At 65.0% G+C, this 14,324-nt stretch carries 14 protein-coding genes and 1 tRNA gene; 7 read left to right on the top strand and 8 right to left on the bottom strand.

What is annotated here, in order from left to right; all coding sequences use genetic code 11:
- Window positions 1–48: 48 nt before the first annotated feature.
- Entirely contained in the window at window positions 49–1,230 is a 1,182-nt protein-coding gene (gene dnaJ / locus ACMNAY_RS10925) for a molecular chaperone DnaJ (protein ID WP_418719407.1), read from the top strand.
- 62 nt (window positions 1,231–1,292) lie between these two features.
- Here dnaJ and ACMNAY_RS10920 read toward each other — a convergent pair whose 3' ends face one another.
- Both ACMNAY_RS10920 and ACMNAY_RS10915 read right to left on the bottom strand, forming a co-directional pair.
- Window positions 1,293–2,990: a DUF3825 domain-containing protein gene (locus tag ACMNAY_RS10920; RefSeq protein ID WP_418719406.1), complete on the bottom strand. Its 1,698-nt coding sequence runs from the start codon at window positions 2,988–2,990 to the stop codon at window positions 1,293–1,295.
- A 164-nt stretch (window positions 2,991–3,154) separates the two neighbouring features.
- The gene (locus ACMNAY_RS10915; RefSeq protein ID WP_418719405.1) at window positions 3,155–3,589 is read right to left on the bottom strand and encodes a MarR family winged helix-turn-helix transcriptional regulator; all 435 of its coding nucleotides are present in this window, start codon (window positions 3,587–3,589) and stop codon (window positions 3,155–3,157) included.
- Window positions 3,590–3,730: 141 nt separating this feature from the next.
- Between ACMNAY_RS10915 and ACMNAY_RS10910 the strand changes: the two genes are divergently transcribed.
- Together ACMNAY_RS10910 and ACMNAY_RS10905 are read left to right on the top strand one after the other, a co-directional pair.
- Window positions 3,731–4,306: an MFS transporter gene (locus ACMNAY_RS10910; protein WP_394977166.1), complete on the top strand. Its 576-nt coding sequence runs from the start codon at window positions 3,731–3,733 to the stop codon at window positions 4,304–4,306.
- A gap of 15 nt (window positions 4,307–4,321) precedes the next feature.
- Window positions 4,322–4,918 (top strand): MFS transporter, encoded by a 597-nt coding sequence (locus ACMNAY_RS10905; protein WP_394977168.1) that lies wholly within the window; start codon window positions 4,322–4,324, stop codon window positions 4,916–4,918.
- A 96-nt stretch (window positions 4,919–5,014) separates the two neighbouring features.
- Here ACMNAY_RS10905 and ACMNAY_RS10900 read toward each other — a convergent pair whose 3' ends face one another.
- Window positions 5,015–6,286, bottom strand: a complete 1,272-nt coding sequence (locus ACMNAY_RS10900) for a glycoside hydrolase family 10 protein (protein ID WP_418719404.1) — start codon at window positions 6,284–6,286, stop codon at window positions 5,015–5,017.
- 56 nt (window positions 6,287–6,342) lie between these two features.
- The gene (locus tag ACMNAY_RS10895; protein WP_418719403.1) at window positions 6,343–6,849 is read right to left on the bottom strand and encodes a hypothetical protein; all 507 of its coding nucleotides are present in this window, start codon (window positions 6,847–6,849) and stop codon (window positions 6,343–6,345) included.
- Between the two features lie 185 nt (window positions 6,850–7,034).
- Here ACMNAY_RS10895 and ACMNAY_RS10890 point away from each other — a divergent pair, with 185 nt between their 5' ends.
- The 3 genes from ACMNAY_RS10890 to ACMNAY_RS10880 all read left to right on the top strand — a co-directional run bounded on the left by ACMNAY_RS10890 (window position 7,035) and on the right by ACMNAY_RS10880 (window position 9,014).
- On the top strand, window positions 7,035–8,426 hold the full coding sequence (locus ACMNAY_RS10890; RefSeq protein WP_418719402.1) for an MATE family efflux transporter: 1,392 nt from the start codon (window positions 7,035–7,037) through the stop codon (window positions 8,424–8,426).
- A 12-nt stretch (window positions 8,427–8,438) separates the two neighbouring features.
- Complete coding sequence (locus ACMNAY_RS10885) at window positions 8,439–8,879, top strand: hypothetical protein (protein ID WP_418719401.1); 441 nt, start codon at window positions 8,439–8,441, stop codon at window positions 8,877–8,879.
- 58 nt (window positions 8,880–8,937) lie between these two features.
- Window positions 8,938–9,014, top strand: a tRNA-Ile gene (locus ACMNAY_RS10880).
- A 264-nt stretch (window positions 9,015–9,278) separates the two neighbouring features.
- Here the strand turns inward: ACMNAY_RS10880 and ACMNAY_RS10875 are convergent.
- On the bottom strand, window positions 9,279–9,830 hold the full coding sequence (locus ACMNAY_RS10875; protein ID WP_418719400.1) for a hypothetical protein: 552 nt from the start codon (window positions 9,828–9,830) through the stop codon (window positions 9,279–9,281).
- 137 nt (window positions 9,831–9,967) lie between these two features.
- On the opposite strand from ACMNAY_RS10875, the gene ACMNAY_RS10870 reads away from it, so the two are divergent.
- A complete protein-coding gene (locus ACMNAY_RS10870; RefSeq protein WP_418719399.1) occupies window positions 9,968–11,068 on the top strand; it encodes a hypothetical protein in 1,101 nt (366 codons plus the stop codon).
- A gap of 74 nt (window positions 11,069–11,142) precedes the next feature.
- Here ACMNAY_RS10870 and ACMNAY_RS10865 read toward each other — a convergent pair whose 3' ends face one another.
- From ACMNAY_RS10865 to ACMNAY_RS10855, 3 genes are read right to left on the bottom strand one after another with little or no spacing between them, the layout of a single operon-like run.
- Complete coding sequence (locus ACMNAY_RS10865) at window positions 11,143–12,558, bottom strand: Na+/H+ antiporter NhaC family protein (RefSeq protein ID WP_418719398.1); 1,416 nt, start codon at window positions 12,556–12,558, stop codon at window positions 11,143–11,145.
- A 57-nt stretch (window positions 12,559–12,615) separates the two neighbouring features.
- Window positions 12,616–13,839, bottom strand: coding sequence for a pyridoxal phosphate-dependent aminotransferase (locus tag ACMNAY_RS10860; protein ID WP_418719397.1), 1,224 nt, complete (start codon window positions 13,837–13,839; stop codon window positions 12,616–12,618).
- Between the two features lie 19 nt (window positions 13,840–13,858).
- Window positions 13,859–14,233 carry a RidA family protein gene (locus ACMNAY_RS10855; RefSeq protein ID WP_394968595.1) on the bottom strand — a complete coding sequence of 125 codons (375 nt, stop codon included), beginning with the start codon at window positions 14,231–14,233 and terminating at the stop codon, window positions 13,859–13,861.
- Window positions 14,234–14,324 lie beyond the last annotated feature (91 nt).

Genomic DNA, 14,324 nt, shown 5'->3' with positions numbered 1-14,324 from the left:
TTCGAGGAAAGAGAGCCCGCCCGGCGGGCAGACACAGGTGAATAAGGTATGGCAGACAAACGCGATTACTATGAGGTCCTGGGCGTGGCGAAAAACGCCACCGAGGAGGACCTGAAAAAGGCGTATCGCAAACAGGCGAAAAAATATCACCCGGATCTGAACCCCGGCGACAAAGAGGCCGAGGCGAAGTTCAAAGAGGTGAACGAGGCCTATGAGGTGCTGGGCGACAAGGAGAAGCGCGCCCGCTACGACCAGTTCGGCTTTGCCGGCGTGGACCCCAGCTACGGCGCGGGGGCCGGCGGCCCCGGCGCGGGCGGCTTCGGCGGCTTTGGCGGCATGGGCGGCGTGGACCTGGGCGACATCTTCGGCGACCTGTTCGGCGGCATGGGCGGCGGCTTCGGCTTTGGCGGCGGCCAGCGGGCCAACCCCAACGCCCCCCGCAAGGGCGCGGACGTGCGGGTGAGTCTGGTGCTGGGCTTCATGGAGGCGGCTCACGGCTGCACCAAGACCATCACCATCACCAAGCAGGACACCTGCCCCGAGTGCTCCGGCACCGGCGCGGCCAAGGGCACCAGCCCCGAGACCTGCCCGGACTGCGGCGGCGCGGGCTATGTGAACCGCAGCCTGCGCATGGGCGGCATGGTGATGCAGCAGCGTCAGCCCTGCTCCCGCTGCGGCGGCAAGGGCAAGATCGTCAAGACCCCCTGCGCCCACTGCCACGGCACCGGCAAGGTGGCCGTGAAGAAGTCGCTGGAGGTAAAAATTCCCGCGGGCATCGGCGACGACCAGAGCATCGCGCTGCGGGGCCAGGGCGACGCCGGCGTGAACGGCGGCCCTGCCGGCGACGTGATCGTGATCATCACCGTGCGGCCGGACCCCATGTTTGAGCGGGACGGCTACGATGTGTGGGTCACGGTGCCCATCACCTACAGCCAGGCGGTGCTGGGCGCGTCCATCGTGGTGCCCACCGTGGACGGCAAGGTGGAGTACAACGTGCCCGAAGGCACCCAGAGCGGCACCACCTTCCGGCTGCGGGGCAAGGGCATCCAGTATCTGGGCGGCCGCGGCCGGGGCGACCAGTACGTGAAAGTCATGGTGGAGATCCCCAAAAAGCTCACCCGCGCCCAGCGGGAGGCGCTGAATGCCTTTGAGCAGAGCCTCAAGGACGACAACTACGAGCAGCGCAAGGGCTTCTTCAAGAACCTGCGGGACAAGTTCGACAAGAACTGACGGTTCCGATACATCAAAAAGCGCCGGACGGGAAATTCCCTTCCGGCGCTTTGTTTTGTGTGTTAATCCTCGTCGTCCAGATCCCAGTCGTCGTCGCTGCGCAGGATGCGCTGGGTGTTCAGCCACTCGCTGCCGGGCCGGCAGAGCAGACGCGCGTCCACATAGGCCATGGGCAGGGTGAGGATGGTCTGGCCCAGATAGTCGCCGGAGCGGGTGCGCTCGCACACCAGCACCAGTTCCGGGTCGCCGGTGGGCTTGAAGGCGATGGGCAGCATCATGCTCATCACGTTGCGGGTGGGGAAGAAGCAGGGCACCGCCAGCTTCCAGTTGCGCCGCACCCGCTTGAGGGTGCGCTTGAGGGCGCTGTCCAGCCGCTCGTTCAAAAGCGCGTAGAGGTCGAAGTCGTTGCAGATCACGTCTCCCAGCCGTTCGAACAGCGACTCCCGCTGCCGCTCGCTGCCCGTGGCCTCGATCTGCTCCAGAAGCTCCATCGCCTCGGGGTTGATGGAGCACTCCTTCTTGAGCAGGTCCATGGGCAGGCGGTTACAGTTGTCGTGGAAAATGTGGTCGGAGGAGAGCTGCACGTTGCAGTCCGGGTCCAGCAACAGGTCGGACATATGGGTGAAGTAGGTGGCGGGTTCCGGCTCGCCCTTGGTGCTGAACATCTTCTTGTAGCACCAACGCTCGCCCTGGTCGCCGCTGTCGGTGGAGCAGAAGCAGCTGAACCGCCAGGGGCTGCGCTCGTTGTCGCCGCTGGGGGTGAAGTAGGCGAACACGTCCTCGCCCAGCCGGCGGGACTGCAGGCCCGTGTTGAAGGCGGCAAAGCTGCCGTCGTCGGCAATGCAGATCTTGTCCTGGCAGACCAGGCGGTAGAAGGTGTAGGTGATGTAACGGTGGAGAATGGCGTAGGGCTTGCCGCCCTCAAAGGACCATTCCTCCTCCTGGACGTGCTCGGCCAAATCCCGCAGGAAGGCCTCGCCGTTGCCCAGGTAGGCAAACTTGCGCAGCGCGGCGCTGGGCCGGCAGGTCTTGTAGGCCGGTTCCTGAGACTCGCCCTCGGCCTCCTCCTTGATAAAGCTCACATACCAGGGCGCGCCGTCCTCCCGGGTGCTGCGGGAGATGTAGATCCACACCAGATTGCCCGCGGCGTTCCTCCGCTCCAGCGGGAAGCCGTAGGAGTTGTGGGCGGCGTCCGGCACCAGGCCGTTCCGGCTGCGGCAGGCCAGGTAGTTCTCCTGGATCTCCTCCAGCAGTTCCCGGGAGAGGGCGGCCTCCGGCTGATTCAGCAGGAAGGCGCTCACATGCTTCTGGGCTGCCACCGGGAAGAAGATTTCGTCCCGGTCCATGGTGGCGGGCAGTTCCTCCACGGCCTCGACGGGCGCCGGGGTCTCGGCGGGGGCGGGGGTCTCAGCCGCCGCAGGGGCCTCGGCAGAGGCAGGAGCCTGAGCGGGCGCGGGGGATTCGGCGGGTGCGGGAGCCTGAACCGGCGCGGGGGCCTTGTTCTTCTTTTTCTTGCTCTTGCGGGGCTGCAGGGTCGCATACCAGACCTGCCCCAGGCCGGATTCGGTGGTCTTGCTGCTGAGCTTCACCACATCCGGCATATCCTCCAGCATTTTCTTGAGCTTTCCGTAGCCGAGGGACTGGGGCGTGACGCCGCCTTCCCGCAGGATCTCGCCCACCCGCGTCATGGGGATACTGCCGCCCGGAGGACACTCTTCCACCAGGATCTGGTAGACCTGATTCTTGGCTTCATCTGTCATCGCACATCCACTCCTTTTCCTCTCGGCGCGGCGGGCCGTTTGCCCTCCGTATAAAAAACGTTTATTAAAAATATTATAGTTCTCCTGCGGAAATTTGTCGAGAAGTCTTTCCCGGGTTGCACAAAAAGTGCCGGGCAGGGGTTTCCTGCCCGGCGTTTTTTGGGTCAGTCTTCCGGCTCCAGGCAGGCATCCGCCGCCAGCGCCAGCAGCCGCTGGAACTGCCGCCGCTCCTCCTTTGTCATGCGGGCGGTCATGCGGCCAAAGCCCGCCTCGATCTGGCTTTGCAGGGCAGGATAGACCGCCACCGCCTTTTCGGTGGGGTGGATGTCGTAGGTGCGCTTGTCTTTGGGGTTGGTGCGCCGGGAGAGGAAGCCCGTCTCCTCCAGTTTCGCCACCGTTTTGGCCACCACGCTTTTGTCCAGCGAGAGGCGCTTGGTGATCTCGTCCTGGGTGAGGGCCCCGTGGTCGCACACCACTAAAATGACCACCGCCTGGGCCGCTGTGAGGCCGCAGGGGGCGCACCCCTCGCTGAGCCAGATGTGGCTTTTGCGGTAGAGGATGGAAAGGCTGCGCAAGGGACTGTCGGCAATGGGCTGCATGGGGCCACCTCCTTGTTTCTTCCCCTGCATTATACCTCAAACAGGTGGCAACTGCAACCGGATATTGACAGCGCCCCGCCCGGGTGTTACACTAAATATGGTGGCAGTTGCCACTATATTTTTTTGTAAAGAAGGGTATCCATGGAAAAAAACGAAAGGATATGGAACCGGCGGTTCATCCTCCTGTTCATCACAAATCTGCTGGTGCTGGCGGCATTTTATGCCTCCATCCCCATCATTCCGCTCTACTGCGAAGAGATCGGCATCACCGGCTCGAAGGTGGGCATCGTGCTCACCGCCATGTCGGTGGCCACCATCCTGTTCCGCCCGGTGGCCGGCTATCTGCTGGACAACTTCAACCGCTATCGAGTGTATCTTATTTTTCTGGCGCTGTTCTGCCTGTCCTTCCCGGCGTTTCTGGCCTTCCCGGTGTTCGGGGCGCTGATCGTGGTGCGGCTGTACATGGGCGCGGTCTACTCGGTGTGCGGCTCCGCCACCATGACCCTGGCGGGAGACGTGCTGCCCGCCGCCAAGGTCACCCAGGGCATCAGCCGCTTCGCCTTCACCGTGTCCATCGGCATGGCCCTGGGGCCCTTTGTGGGCCTGCAAGTGCAGGAGAATCTGAGCAGCCGTGCCTCCTTCCTCACCATCTTCGGCATCGCGGTGGCGGCGCTGGTCTGCGTGAGCCTGTGCCGCATCAAATACCCCAAGGTGTAGCGGGGCAGGTTCTCTTTGAAGGAGTCCATCTATGCCCCGGCGCTGCCCTTCATGCTGAACATGATGTTTCTGATGATCCCCTACGGGGCGGTCATCGCCTACTCCTCCATCCTGGCCCAGGAGAAGGGCCTCACTCCCTGGCTGCCCTACTTCTACGTTTTTCTGGTGGCGGGGATGCTGGCGTCCAAACTGTCCACCCAGAAGCACATCGACGCCGGCAACCACCGGGCGCTGGTGTGCGCCAGCCTGCTGGTGCTCATCCTCACCATGGCCAGCTATCTGTTCCTCTCCACCGGCGTTCACCTGCTGGCGGCGGGCTTCTTCTTTGGCGTGGGCTACGGCATTCTGCAGCCCCTGTTCCAGGCCTTCGTCACCGGCACCACGCCGCCGCCCCAGCGGGGCGTGGCCAACGCCACCTACATGCTCTCCTACGACGTGGGCATCGGTCTTGGCTCGCTGCTGATGGGCTTTTTGCAGCAGCCGGTGGGCCTGACCACCGGGTTTGCCCTCACCGCCGTTTTCTACCTTGTGGGCGGCGGACTGTACCTCGGCTGGACCGACGGCTATTACAGCCGCCGCAAGGCCGCCTGCGAAGCAGGTCAGAACCCCTGACGCGCGCACCGGGGCGGATGCCCCGAGGGATCATGGCCGCCCCTTTTGCGGGCGGGACAAAAAAGAGCCCGGCTTTGAGCCGGGCTCTTTTTTATGTCACTGGACGTTGACCGTCTTGAGGTTTTCCACTTCCTGGGCCGCCAGGTCTGCCCAGGCGCCGTTTTTATACAGGAAGTCGTAGCGGTAGAGCACATAGCCGTCCGCCCCCAGCGCCCGGCCGTCCTCCACCATGTCCGCCAGGGTGTGGCCGGTCTGCCAGCCGCTTTGGGCTTCGGCGTAGTTGCCGCCGTCGCCGTCACCGATGCGGTAGGCCCCCAGGCCGAAGTAGAGCGCCACGCTGGGCGCGCGCTCCAGCGCCGCCCACTCGGCGCTGATGTTCTCAAAGGCATAGCGGGTGCTGCCGGAGCCGGTGGTGTAGCCGTAGCCCCAATACAGCTGGGGCAGCACATAGTCCACATAGCCGCCCTCGGCCATCCACAGGGAGACATCGCTATACTGAGAGTTGTAATTGTTGTCCATATTCCCCTGGGGACTCACGCCGAACCGCACCGCCGGCTTTTCCGCCTTCACGGCGGCGTAGACCTGGCGCATCAGCTGGTTCACGTTCTCCCGCCGCCACTCCTCCAGGGAAAGGCCGCTGGACGAGGCGGCGTACTCCGCCTCGTCGAAGGAGGGGTCGGTGGTGGGGTAGAAGTAGTCGTCGAAGTGGATGCCGTCCACATCGTAGTTGCGCAGAATTTCCAGAACGCCGTCGGTGATGAGCTGGCGCACCGCGGGCAGGGAGGGGTCAAGGTAGAGCCCGCCGTCCACCTCCTTCACCCACTCGGGGTGGAGGACAGCGGGGTTATCCGCGGCCAGCTCGCCCGCCGGGCGGGTGGCGTTCAGCCGCACCCGGTAGGGATTGAGCCAGGCCTCCAGTTCCAGGCCGTGGCTGTGGGCCGACTCCACCAGAATGGCCAGCGGGTCAAAGCCCGGGTCCTGGCCTTGGACGCCGGTGCACAGGTGGCTCCAGGGGAACAGCTCGCTGGGGTAGAGGGCGTCGGCGAAAGGCCGCACCTGGGCGATGACCACGTTCAGGCCCATGTCGGCGCAGTTTTGCATCATCTCGTCCGCGTCGGCGGTAAAGGCCGCCTCGCTGGAAAAATCGAAGCTCTCCCATTCCAGATAACTCACCCACATGGCCCGGTATTCGCCCAACGTCCCGGTCTCCTGGGCCGGGGCGGAGGAGGGGGCGGGGGCAGACGAAACGGGAGCGGAGGCGGCCCCGCCGGACGAGGCGGGCGCACTGGAGGCGGGCGCGCCGCAGCCGGCGCAGAGCAGGGCGAGGGCGGCGGCCAGCGCCGCGGCTTTCAAGCGAAGGTGTTTCATGGCAGTTTCTCCATTGGTCGGCGCCCCGGCGGGGCGAAGGTGTAAAGGGGGCGGGGTCAGCCCTCGTCCCGCTGGCGGCGGTAGAGGGTGAGGGTGAGCCAGCCGCGGGCCGCGCCCGTGGCCAGGCCGCAGAGATTCATGAACAGGCCCAGCACCTCGGCGCCGCCCAGCAGCACCAGCACCCGGGCCGCGAACCACAGCGCTTCGGCGGCGGCCAAAACCCGGAACTGGGGGGCGAGGCGGGGGTCGGCGGCTTTTTCCCAGCCGGCGAAGCAGGGCCACACCAGCGCCAGCAGCAGATGCTGCAGCAGCGCCGCGGGCAGCGCCAGCGCCAGCACTTGAATGACGATGCAGCCCACAAGGGCTTTTTTGTCCTGTTTGGTGGTGCCCTTCACGCTGGCCAGAAAGCCCAGCATCAGCAGGGTGAGCAGGGTGGCCAGGTTCTCCGCCAGCGCCATGGGAAAGCGCACCGCGGCCCCCAAAGCGGCGGCCATGGTCAGGGCGGCGCTGAGCATACCCAGGGCGTAATAGGTCTTTTTGGACAGGGTCAGTCGAACGTTCACAGCGGTCTCCTTCCGGCGGCCGGCCTTTCCTTCGGCCGGCGGGCGTGCTATAATGGAAAAAGGCCCCGCGCACGGCGCGGGCTTCCCGGGAAATCATATGGCGTGTTTTGGGCCATTATACCACACCCGCCGCGCCCCCCGCAAGCCGGGGCCGCCGCCCGGGCCCTTGAAAGGAGACTTCCGCTTTGTCTGTTTCTGACGCGCATTCCGCCCCCCTGTCGGACAGTGACCGCCTGCTGGGTCACGCGCCCATCGGCGGGCTTATCGTAAAGCTGTCGCTGCCGGCGGTGGCGGCGCAGCTCATCAACGTGCTCTACAACGTGGTGGACCGGATGTACATCGGCAACATCCCGGACATCGGCGCCGCCGCCCTCACCGGCGTGGGCGTGACCTTCCCGGTGCTGATGATCGTGTCCGCCTTCGCGGCCTTCGCGGGCATGGGCGGCGCGCCCCGGGCGGGCATCCGCCTGGGCGCGGGCGACAAGGAGGGCGCCGAGCAGATCCTGGGCAACTGCGTTTCGCTGCTGCTGGTGCTGAGCGTGGCGCTGACGACGGTGTTCCAGCTGTTCCGCACCCCCATCCTCATCGCCTTCGGCGCAACGGGCGACCTGTTGCCCTACGCCGAGGACTACATCACCATCTACCTGTGGGGCACGGTGAGCGTGCAGCTGGCGCTGGGCCTCAACACCTTCATCAGCGCCCAGGGCCGCAGCGGAACCGCCATGATCAGCGTGGCCATCGGCGCGGTGCTGAACATCGTGCTGGACCCGCTGTTCATCTTCGTGTTCGACATGGGCGTGCAGGGCGCGGCCATTGCCACCGTGCTCAGCCAGACGGTGAGCGCCGCGTGGGTGCTGGCGTTTCTTCTGTCGGGGCGCAGCGTGCTGCGCATCCGGGCAAAGAACCTGCGGTTCTCCGCCCCGGTGCTGGCCAGCGTGGCCGCGCTGGGCGTTTCGCCCTTCATCATGCAGAGCACCGAGAGCCTTGTGACCATCACCCTCAACCGGGGCATGGCCCGCTACGGCGGCGAGCTTTACATGGGCACCATCACCATCCTGCAAAGCGTGATGCAGCTGCTGGTGATGCCGCTGCAGGGCCTGACCCAGGGCACCCAGCCCATCCTCAGCTACAACTACGGCGCGAAGAATCTGGACCGGGTGCGGGCCACCTTCAAGCGGGTGTTCCTCATCAGCCTGACCTACACCTGCAGCGCCTTTGTGTTTGTGTGTCTGCTGGCCTGGCCGCTGACCCGCATGTTCACCTCTGACGCCGCCCTCATTGAGCTGACGGTGAAGGCGATGCCGGTATTCTTTGGCGGCATCTGGGCCTTCGGCGCGCAGATGAGCTGCCAGGCGGCTTTCATGGGCCTGGGGCAGGCGAAGGTGAGCCTGTTCCTGGCGTCACTGCGCAAAGTCATCCTGCTGGTGCCGCTGGCCATTCTTCTGCCCATGCTGATGGGCGGCGACCCTTTCGCCATCTATCTGGCGGAGCCCGCGTCGGACATCATCGCCAGCGTCACCACCCTCACTGTTTTCCTGTTGTTCTACAAGCGCACGCTGAGCAAGCCCGCGCCCTGAGGAGGTATGTCCATGCCCGCCATTCTGTCCCTTGTGCTGGTCGCGGCGGCGGCCGTGCTGTGCTGGAAGCTGGCAAAGCAGCTGGAAGCAAAGCGCCAAAAAAAGGCCCCCGACGGCGACGGGTGCCTGGAATACCGCACCCCGCTGGCCTTCGACGAGTGTCTGGACGCGCTGGCCGCCCGCGGCGAGCAGGACGAGTTTGAATACGACTGCACCCGCCAGCCGGACGGCAGTTTCCTTTTGCACTTCACGCTACACAAGCCCACCGGCCAGCCGGTGGACACCCTCTACGCCCTGCGGCTGGACGCCGGCAAGCAGACGGTGGTGACACTGCACTTCCTGCGGGAGGCCTTCGGCTACCGGGAACCGGTGTTCCCCCGGCAGGTGCTGGACGCCTTTCTAGCCAAGAAGCTGAACGCCGCACCCCGCCCGCAGGAGCCTGACCGGCCCTGAACCCGCCTTTCGCCTTGCCTTTTCGGGGCACGGCTGGTATAATAGACGGGTATCACACGGGCCAGTAGCTCAGCTGGTCAGAGCTGTCGGCTCATAACCGATTGGTCGCGGGTTCGAACCCTGCCTGGCCCACCAGTTCGTCGCAAGCGCCATATCGCTTGCGACGATTTTTTTCAAAAATCACCGCGCGCTCATTCTGCTGCTCCTCACTTCCCCACAAAATTCTGCTTCGCAAACTTTTGCGGGGGCCCCGCCGCCCGGGGGGACGGCCCATGGACTTTGCTCCATTCAAAAAGCCCGGTCGTTTGACCGGGCTTTTCTCGTACCGCTCCGTCATTCCTCCTTTTCCGGTGGGCGGCTGTTGAAAAAGTCGTTTTGCTCTCTTTTTCTTCTTCTCCGTCACAGACTTCCCCGCACCGACAGCGTGATCCTGTCGGGCAGCTGGGAAATGCGCACGACGCGCACAGTGCTGGAAAATCCCCGTCTTTGCAGCAGGTCCGGCGGGTCCCAGGCGCGCGCCGGGCCCTGACTGGCGGATTCCGCAAAGCAGGGCTCGCCCTCCATCAGTTCCCGGAAATGGGCGCACAGCGTTTCCAGCATCCGGTCGCACTCCGCCTGCGTCTCAAACTCCATGCTCACCGACACCTCGGTGACATGGGCGCGGCGGCTCTCCTGCCGGCCATTGAAGGTATAACTCACGGCGGCGGCATGGCCGAACAGCTCCCGGTGGTCATAGTGAAAGTAACACAGGCGCACCCCGTCCTCCTGGACCGTCCGGTCCGGCGGGCCGGCCTGTTCGATGACCTGGCTCACGCTCATGCCCAGCGTCACCCTTTCGCCGGGGATGCCGGTGGCCACTTTCATCGGGAGGGTCAGCGCCAGCCAGGTGCACACCGCCAGGAGCGGCAGGCTCACCCAGAACACGACTGTTGCGAGTTTTTCCCTGTTCATTCCGGCTCCCTCCTTTTCTGTTTTTAGTCTACACCCGCGCCCGCCCCGGCCGCAAGGGGCGCGCCCCGATTTGACGGCGGGGGCCGGGTCCTGTATCATAGAGGGTACATTTTTGAATGCCGCAGGAGGTGCCGCCCATGATCCGCCGTTTTGCCGCCGCCGTGATGGCGCTGTGTCTCGCCGCGCTGGCGGCGGGCCCCTTTGCCGCCCGGGCCGAAAGCCCCGCGCTGGAGGTCACCCTGGAAGATGTGCGCCGGCTGGAAGAGCTGGCGGAAGGCTGGGCCGGCGAGCATCCGGGCAGCGACCCGGTGACGCTGACGGTGAACTATCTGTGCGAAGCGCGCTACGACGATCCGCTGTGGAGCCTGGTGCTGGGCGGCGGCGACGAGGACTTCCGCGCCCATGTGCAGCAGGCCGACCCGGGCCTTGAGGCGCTGCGCAGCCTGCGGACGGTGACCCTGCCCACCGGGGAAGATGTGGACTTTCTGCACCTTGTGGCCGCCGCCGGGGCGGGCTACGGCTATGGGATGCCCCAGATCGTGTGCTCCTGGGGCGGCGACTGCGTGCAGCTGGCGGCGTCGGTGCAGGGGCTTTCGGAGGATGTGTCGGTCTGTTACGAGGCCCTTTCGGCCAGCTTCGGCGACCCCGGCGGCAGCGGCTATTTCCCGCTGAGCGACTGGCTGGCGGATGTGGACGGGGTAAACGTGGGCCAGCGGCTGACCGAGGGCCAGTCCCTCTCCGCCGCGCTGGAAGGCTACTATTCGGAGCTGGCGGCCGCCCGAGACCCCGCGGCCGCCCGGTCGGAGGCGTTCGTGGCCGCCCAGTTCGGCGGGGCGGACACCGGCGACGCCGAGGGCTTCCGGGCGCTGGTGTGGGAGACCTTTTTCAGCGACGCGGGGGTGCAGCTGTTTCTGCTGGCCAACGAGTACGCCGGCGTGAACGAGGAGAATCAGACCGCCATCAACCCGGACATGCAAGCTCCCCTTGAGGCCGCCTGCATGCTGGCGGCGGACCGGCTGGCGGCAGACCTGGACGGCGCGGTGGTGGCGCCACCCGCCCCCACCCCCGGCCCCGAGGCCACGCCCGCGCCCACCCCGGTGGCCCAGGAGCAGGAGGCCGAGGCGGGCCTTTGGGCGGCGGTGCGCCGGGATCCCGGCCTGCTGCTGGGGGCCATGGGCCTGCTGGCCGCGGCGTTTCTGGCAGTGGCGGCGGCGCTGTGGCGTTTGCGGGACCGATGAGCAAAAACAGGGGAACGCCCCGCGCAGCGCGCGGGGCGTTCCCCTTTATCATGAGAGAGAAGCCGGAAGAGGACTTATTCGGGTTTCTTCTTCAGCGCTTCGCCGTTCTCGCCCTCGTAGTCGCGGCCCCAGCCGGTGGCCAGAGCGAACACCATGGTGCCGAAGAGGGTGAAGGCGTAGAGGCAGCCGCCCGCCACGGTGACGGGGGACAGGCCGGTGAGCGCGGCGCCGATGAACACGAACACGCTCAGGAAGGGCACGATAGCCGGCAGGCTGTTGGCGATGGCGTCCAGCATGTTGGCGCGGCGGTAGGGGTGGATGCCCTTGGCCATGCCGATCTTGTTGAGCACCGGGCCGAAGGTGAGGATGGAGGCGCTGGTGACGCCGCCGAAGATCAGGGTGGTGATGGAGATGCCGATCATGCAGGCGAACTCGGCGCCCCGGTCGGTCTGGGCCATGCGGCTGTTGAGGATCTTATCCACCAGCCACTCCAGCATACCCGCCTCGGAGAGCACGCCCATGATGCCGAACACGGCGATGACCAGGCCCACGGTGCCCAGCATGCCGGAGATACCGGTGATGAGGAAGCCGCCGGCCACGTTGTTAGCGGGGTCATTGCTGAACACGGCGGAGAAGGGGAACAGGCCGAAGCCCAGGCCGGTGGCCAGGCCCAGCACCAAGCCCACGAAGATGCCCAGGAAGATGTTGCGGCTCTTGGTGGCCACCACCAGCATGATGATCACGGGGATCAGCATGACCAGGCTGGTGGGATTGGACAGAGCGTCGATGGAGCCGCCCTGGTAGGTGCCGCCCATGCCGCCCAGAACGGCGAACAGGACCAGCGCGATGACGCCGCCCACGGCGGAGTACTTCAAACGGCTCTTCACGCAGCCGCCCACGTCGGCGGGATGGCCGTCACGATACTGCTGGGTGGAGGCGGAAGCGATGGTGGTGTCGGAGATGGGGGCCAGGTTGTCGCCGAACACAGCGCCGGAGACGATGGCGCCCGCCAGGAACATGGGGCTGCCGCCCAGCACCAGGCCCGCCGGGTAGAAGATGGGGAAGGCGGTGAACATGGTGCCGATGGACGAGCCGGTGGCGGTGGAGATGACGCAGGTGGCAAAGAACACGAAGGCCACGAACAGGCCGCCCTGGATGCCCACCGCGTTGGCCAGCCACACGAAGCCGCCGGACAGACCGCTCTCCTTCATCAGGGCGGAGAACATGCCGATGACGAAGAAGATGACGATGACCGACACGGACGAAATGGAGGAAATGCCCTTAATGGCGGCGTCCCAGAACTTGGTGTAGCTCTTGCAGAACGCGCCGCCGATGAGCAGCGCCACAAAGCCGCCCATGGCAAGGCTCTCCATGTTGAATGCCTTGCAGATCACGAACAGAAAGATACAGAAGGCGAAGAAGATCGCAACAGGGATCAGCGACATGAACATGCCGCCTCTGAATTCCAGGCGCTCCTTTTTTTCTGGCATGGGGAAAACACTCCTTTCACACGATACCTCAAATTTTGCCGCTTATGTTTGCTTTTCTCAGATGACGCCCTTTTCCCTGGCCATCTGAGTCAGTGCCGCTTTGATGCGCTCGAACCGCTCCACCGCGTCCTCGTCCTTCGCAAAGCAGGCGGTGACGATGCGGATGTGGCCCTCGCCCTGGCTGCCGTAGGGCGTGCCCTGGTTGACCATGATGCGGGCGTGCTCCATCAGATACTCGCTCACCTCGGCGCAGGTGCCCAGGGCGCTGATATCCAGCCAGGAGAGGATTCCGCTTTCGCTCATCTTCATCTTCACGCCCGGCGTGGTGGACAGCACCTCGTAGGCCAGACGGCGGCGGCGCTCCAGCCGCTCGTAGTTGCTCTTCAGCAGCTCCTTGTCCTTGATGGCCGCGATGGCGCCGATGGAGGAAGCGGTGCTGGCCGCACCCAGCACGTTCACCGCGCCGCCGTAGAGCACGTCCATGATGCGGTCGTTGGTGTAGATGTAGCCGATGCGCAGGCCCGACAGGCCGATGCCCTTGGAGATGGAGCAGACGGTGAGGGTGCGCTCCCACATACCGGGCAGGGTGCAGGGGGCCACGAACTCGATGCCGTCGTAGATGTGGTCCTCAAAGGCCTGGTCGCACACCAGGATCAGGTCGTTCTTCACGATGAAGCGGCACAGCTCCTCCAGCCCTTCCCGCCGGAACACTGTGGTGGTGGGGTTGTTGGGGTGGCTCATCAGCACCATCTTGGTGCGGGGGGTCAGCCGCTTTTCGAACTCCTCGATGCGGATCTGGTAGTTGTCCTCCTCATACAGCGGCACCGGAACCGTCACGCCGCCCAGCAGTTTGCCGTTGAGGAAGTTGCTGGGGTAGCTGGGGTTGGGCACCATGATCTCGTCGCCCTCTTCGATGAAGGGCATCATGGCGAACAGAAGGCCGCTGTCCGAGCCGGGGGTCACGATGACGTTGCGGCTGGGGTCGATGGGGATACCCGTGCGCTCGGTGATGTGCTCGGCCAGCGCCTCGCGCAGCTCATACAGGCCGATGGGCATGCTGTAGTGGGCGGGGAAGCCGCCCTCGATGGCTTCCACCATCGCCTTTTTCACCGACTCCGGCATGGAGGGGTCGGGGAAGAAGGGGTCCGCCCAGGCCATGATGTCGCCGCCGGCCTTCATGAAGTTGCCGGCGCCCTCGCCCACGTCCGCTTTGGTCACTTCCAGAAACAGGCCGCCCTGCAGGTCACGGAAACGGTCGTTCATCTTGGACTTGATATCCATTGCTGTATCCTCCTTTTTGTCAGCCGAGTTCGGCGATGACCTCCACTTCCACCAGCACGCTCTTGGGCAGCTGGCGAACCGCCACGCAGCTGCGGGCGGGCTTTCCGGTGAAGTAGCGGGCATACACCTCGTTAAACGCCGCAAAGTCGTTCATATCCGCCAGAAAACAGGTGGTCTTGACCGCTTTGTCCAGCCCGCTGCCGGCCTCTTCCAGCACCGCCGCCAGGTTCTTCATCACCTGCTCGGCCTGGGCTTCAACGCCGCCCTCCACCACCGCGCCGGTGGCAGGGTCCAGCGGGATCTGGCCGGAAGTGAACACGAGCCCGCCGGTGACCAGCGCCTGGGAATAAGGCCCGATGGCGGCGGGCGCGTGTTCCGTTTGTACATATTTCATAAAAATACCCTCCTTGCTCGAAAAATTTTAGAGCACACCTCATTGCCCTCATTATAGCAACAAAATTTTTTTACATTCAATTAGGAAAATA

Source organism: Candidatus Allofournierella merdipullorum (assembly GCF_048426865.1).
GTDB lineage: Bacteria > Bacillota > Clostridia > Oscillospirales > Ruminococcaceae > Allofournierella_A > Allofournierella_A merdipullorum.
This window is presented reverse-complemented; position numbering and strand designations above follow the sequence as displayed.

Coding starts and splice junctions, on each gene's coding strand:
- dnaJ (WP_418719407.1), top strand. CDS start 49: ATGGCAGACAAACGCGATTACTATGAGGTCCTGGGCGTGGCGAAAAAC.
- ACMNAY_RS10920 (WP_418719406.1), bottom strand. CDS start 2,990: ATGACAGATGAAGCCAAGAATCAGGTCTACCAGATCCTGGTGGAAGAG.
- ACMNAY_RS10915 (WP_418719405.1), bottom strand. CDS start 3,589: ATGCAGCCCATTGCCGACAGTCCCTTGCGCAGCCTTTCCATCCTCTAC.
- ACMNAY_RS10910 (WP_394977166.1), top strand. CDS start 3,731: ATGGAAAAAAACGAAAGGATATGGAACCGGCGGTTCATCCTCCTGTTC.
- ACMNAY_RS10900 (WP_418719404.1), bottom strand. CDS start 6,286: ATGAAACACCTTCGCTTGAAAGCCGCGGCGCTGGCCGCCGCCCTCGCC.
- ACMNAY_RS10885 (WP_418719401.1), top strand. CDS start 8,439: ATGCCCGCCATTCTGTCCCTTGTGCTGGTCGCGGCGGCGGCCGTGCTG.
- ACMNAY_RS10875 (WP_418719400.1), bottom strand. CDS start 9,830: ATGAACAGGGAAAAACTCGCAACAGTCGTGTTCTGGGTGAGCCTGCCG.
- ACMNAY_RS10870 (WP_418719399.1), top strand. CDS start 9,968: ATGATCCGCCGTTTTGCCGCCGCCGTGATGGCGCTGTGTCTCGCCGCG.
- ACMNAY_RS10865 (WP_418719398.1), bottom strand. CDS start 12,558: ATGCCAGAAAAAAAGGAGCGCCTGGAATTCAGAGGCGGCATGTTCATG.
- ACMNAY_RS10860 (WP_418719397.1), bottom strand. CDS start 13,839: ATGGATATCAAGTCCAAGATGAACGACCGTTTCCGTGACCTGCAGGGC.
- ACMNAY_RS10855 (WP_394968595.1), bottom strand. CDS start 14,233: ATGAAATATGTACAAACGGAACACGCGCCCGCCGCCATCGGGCCTTAT.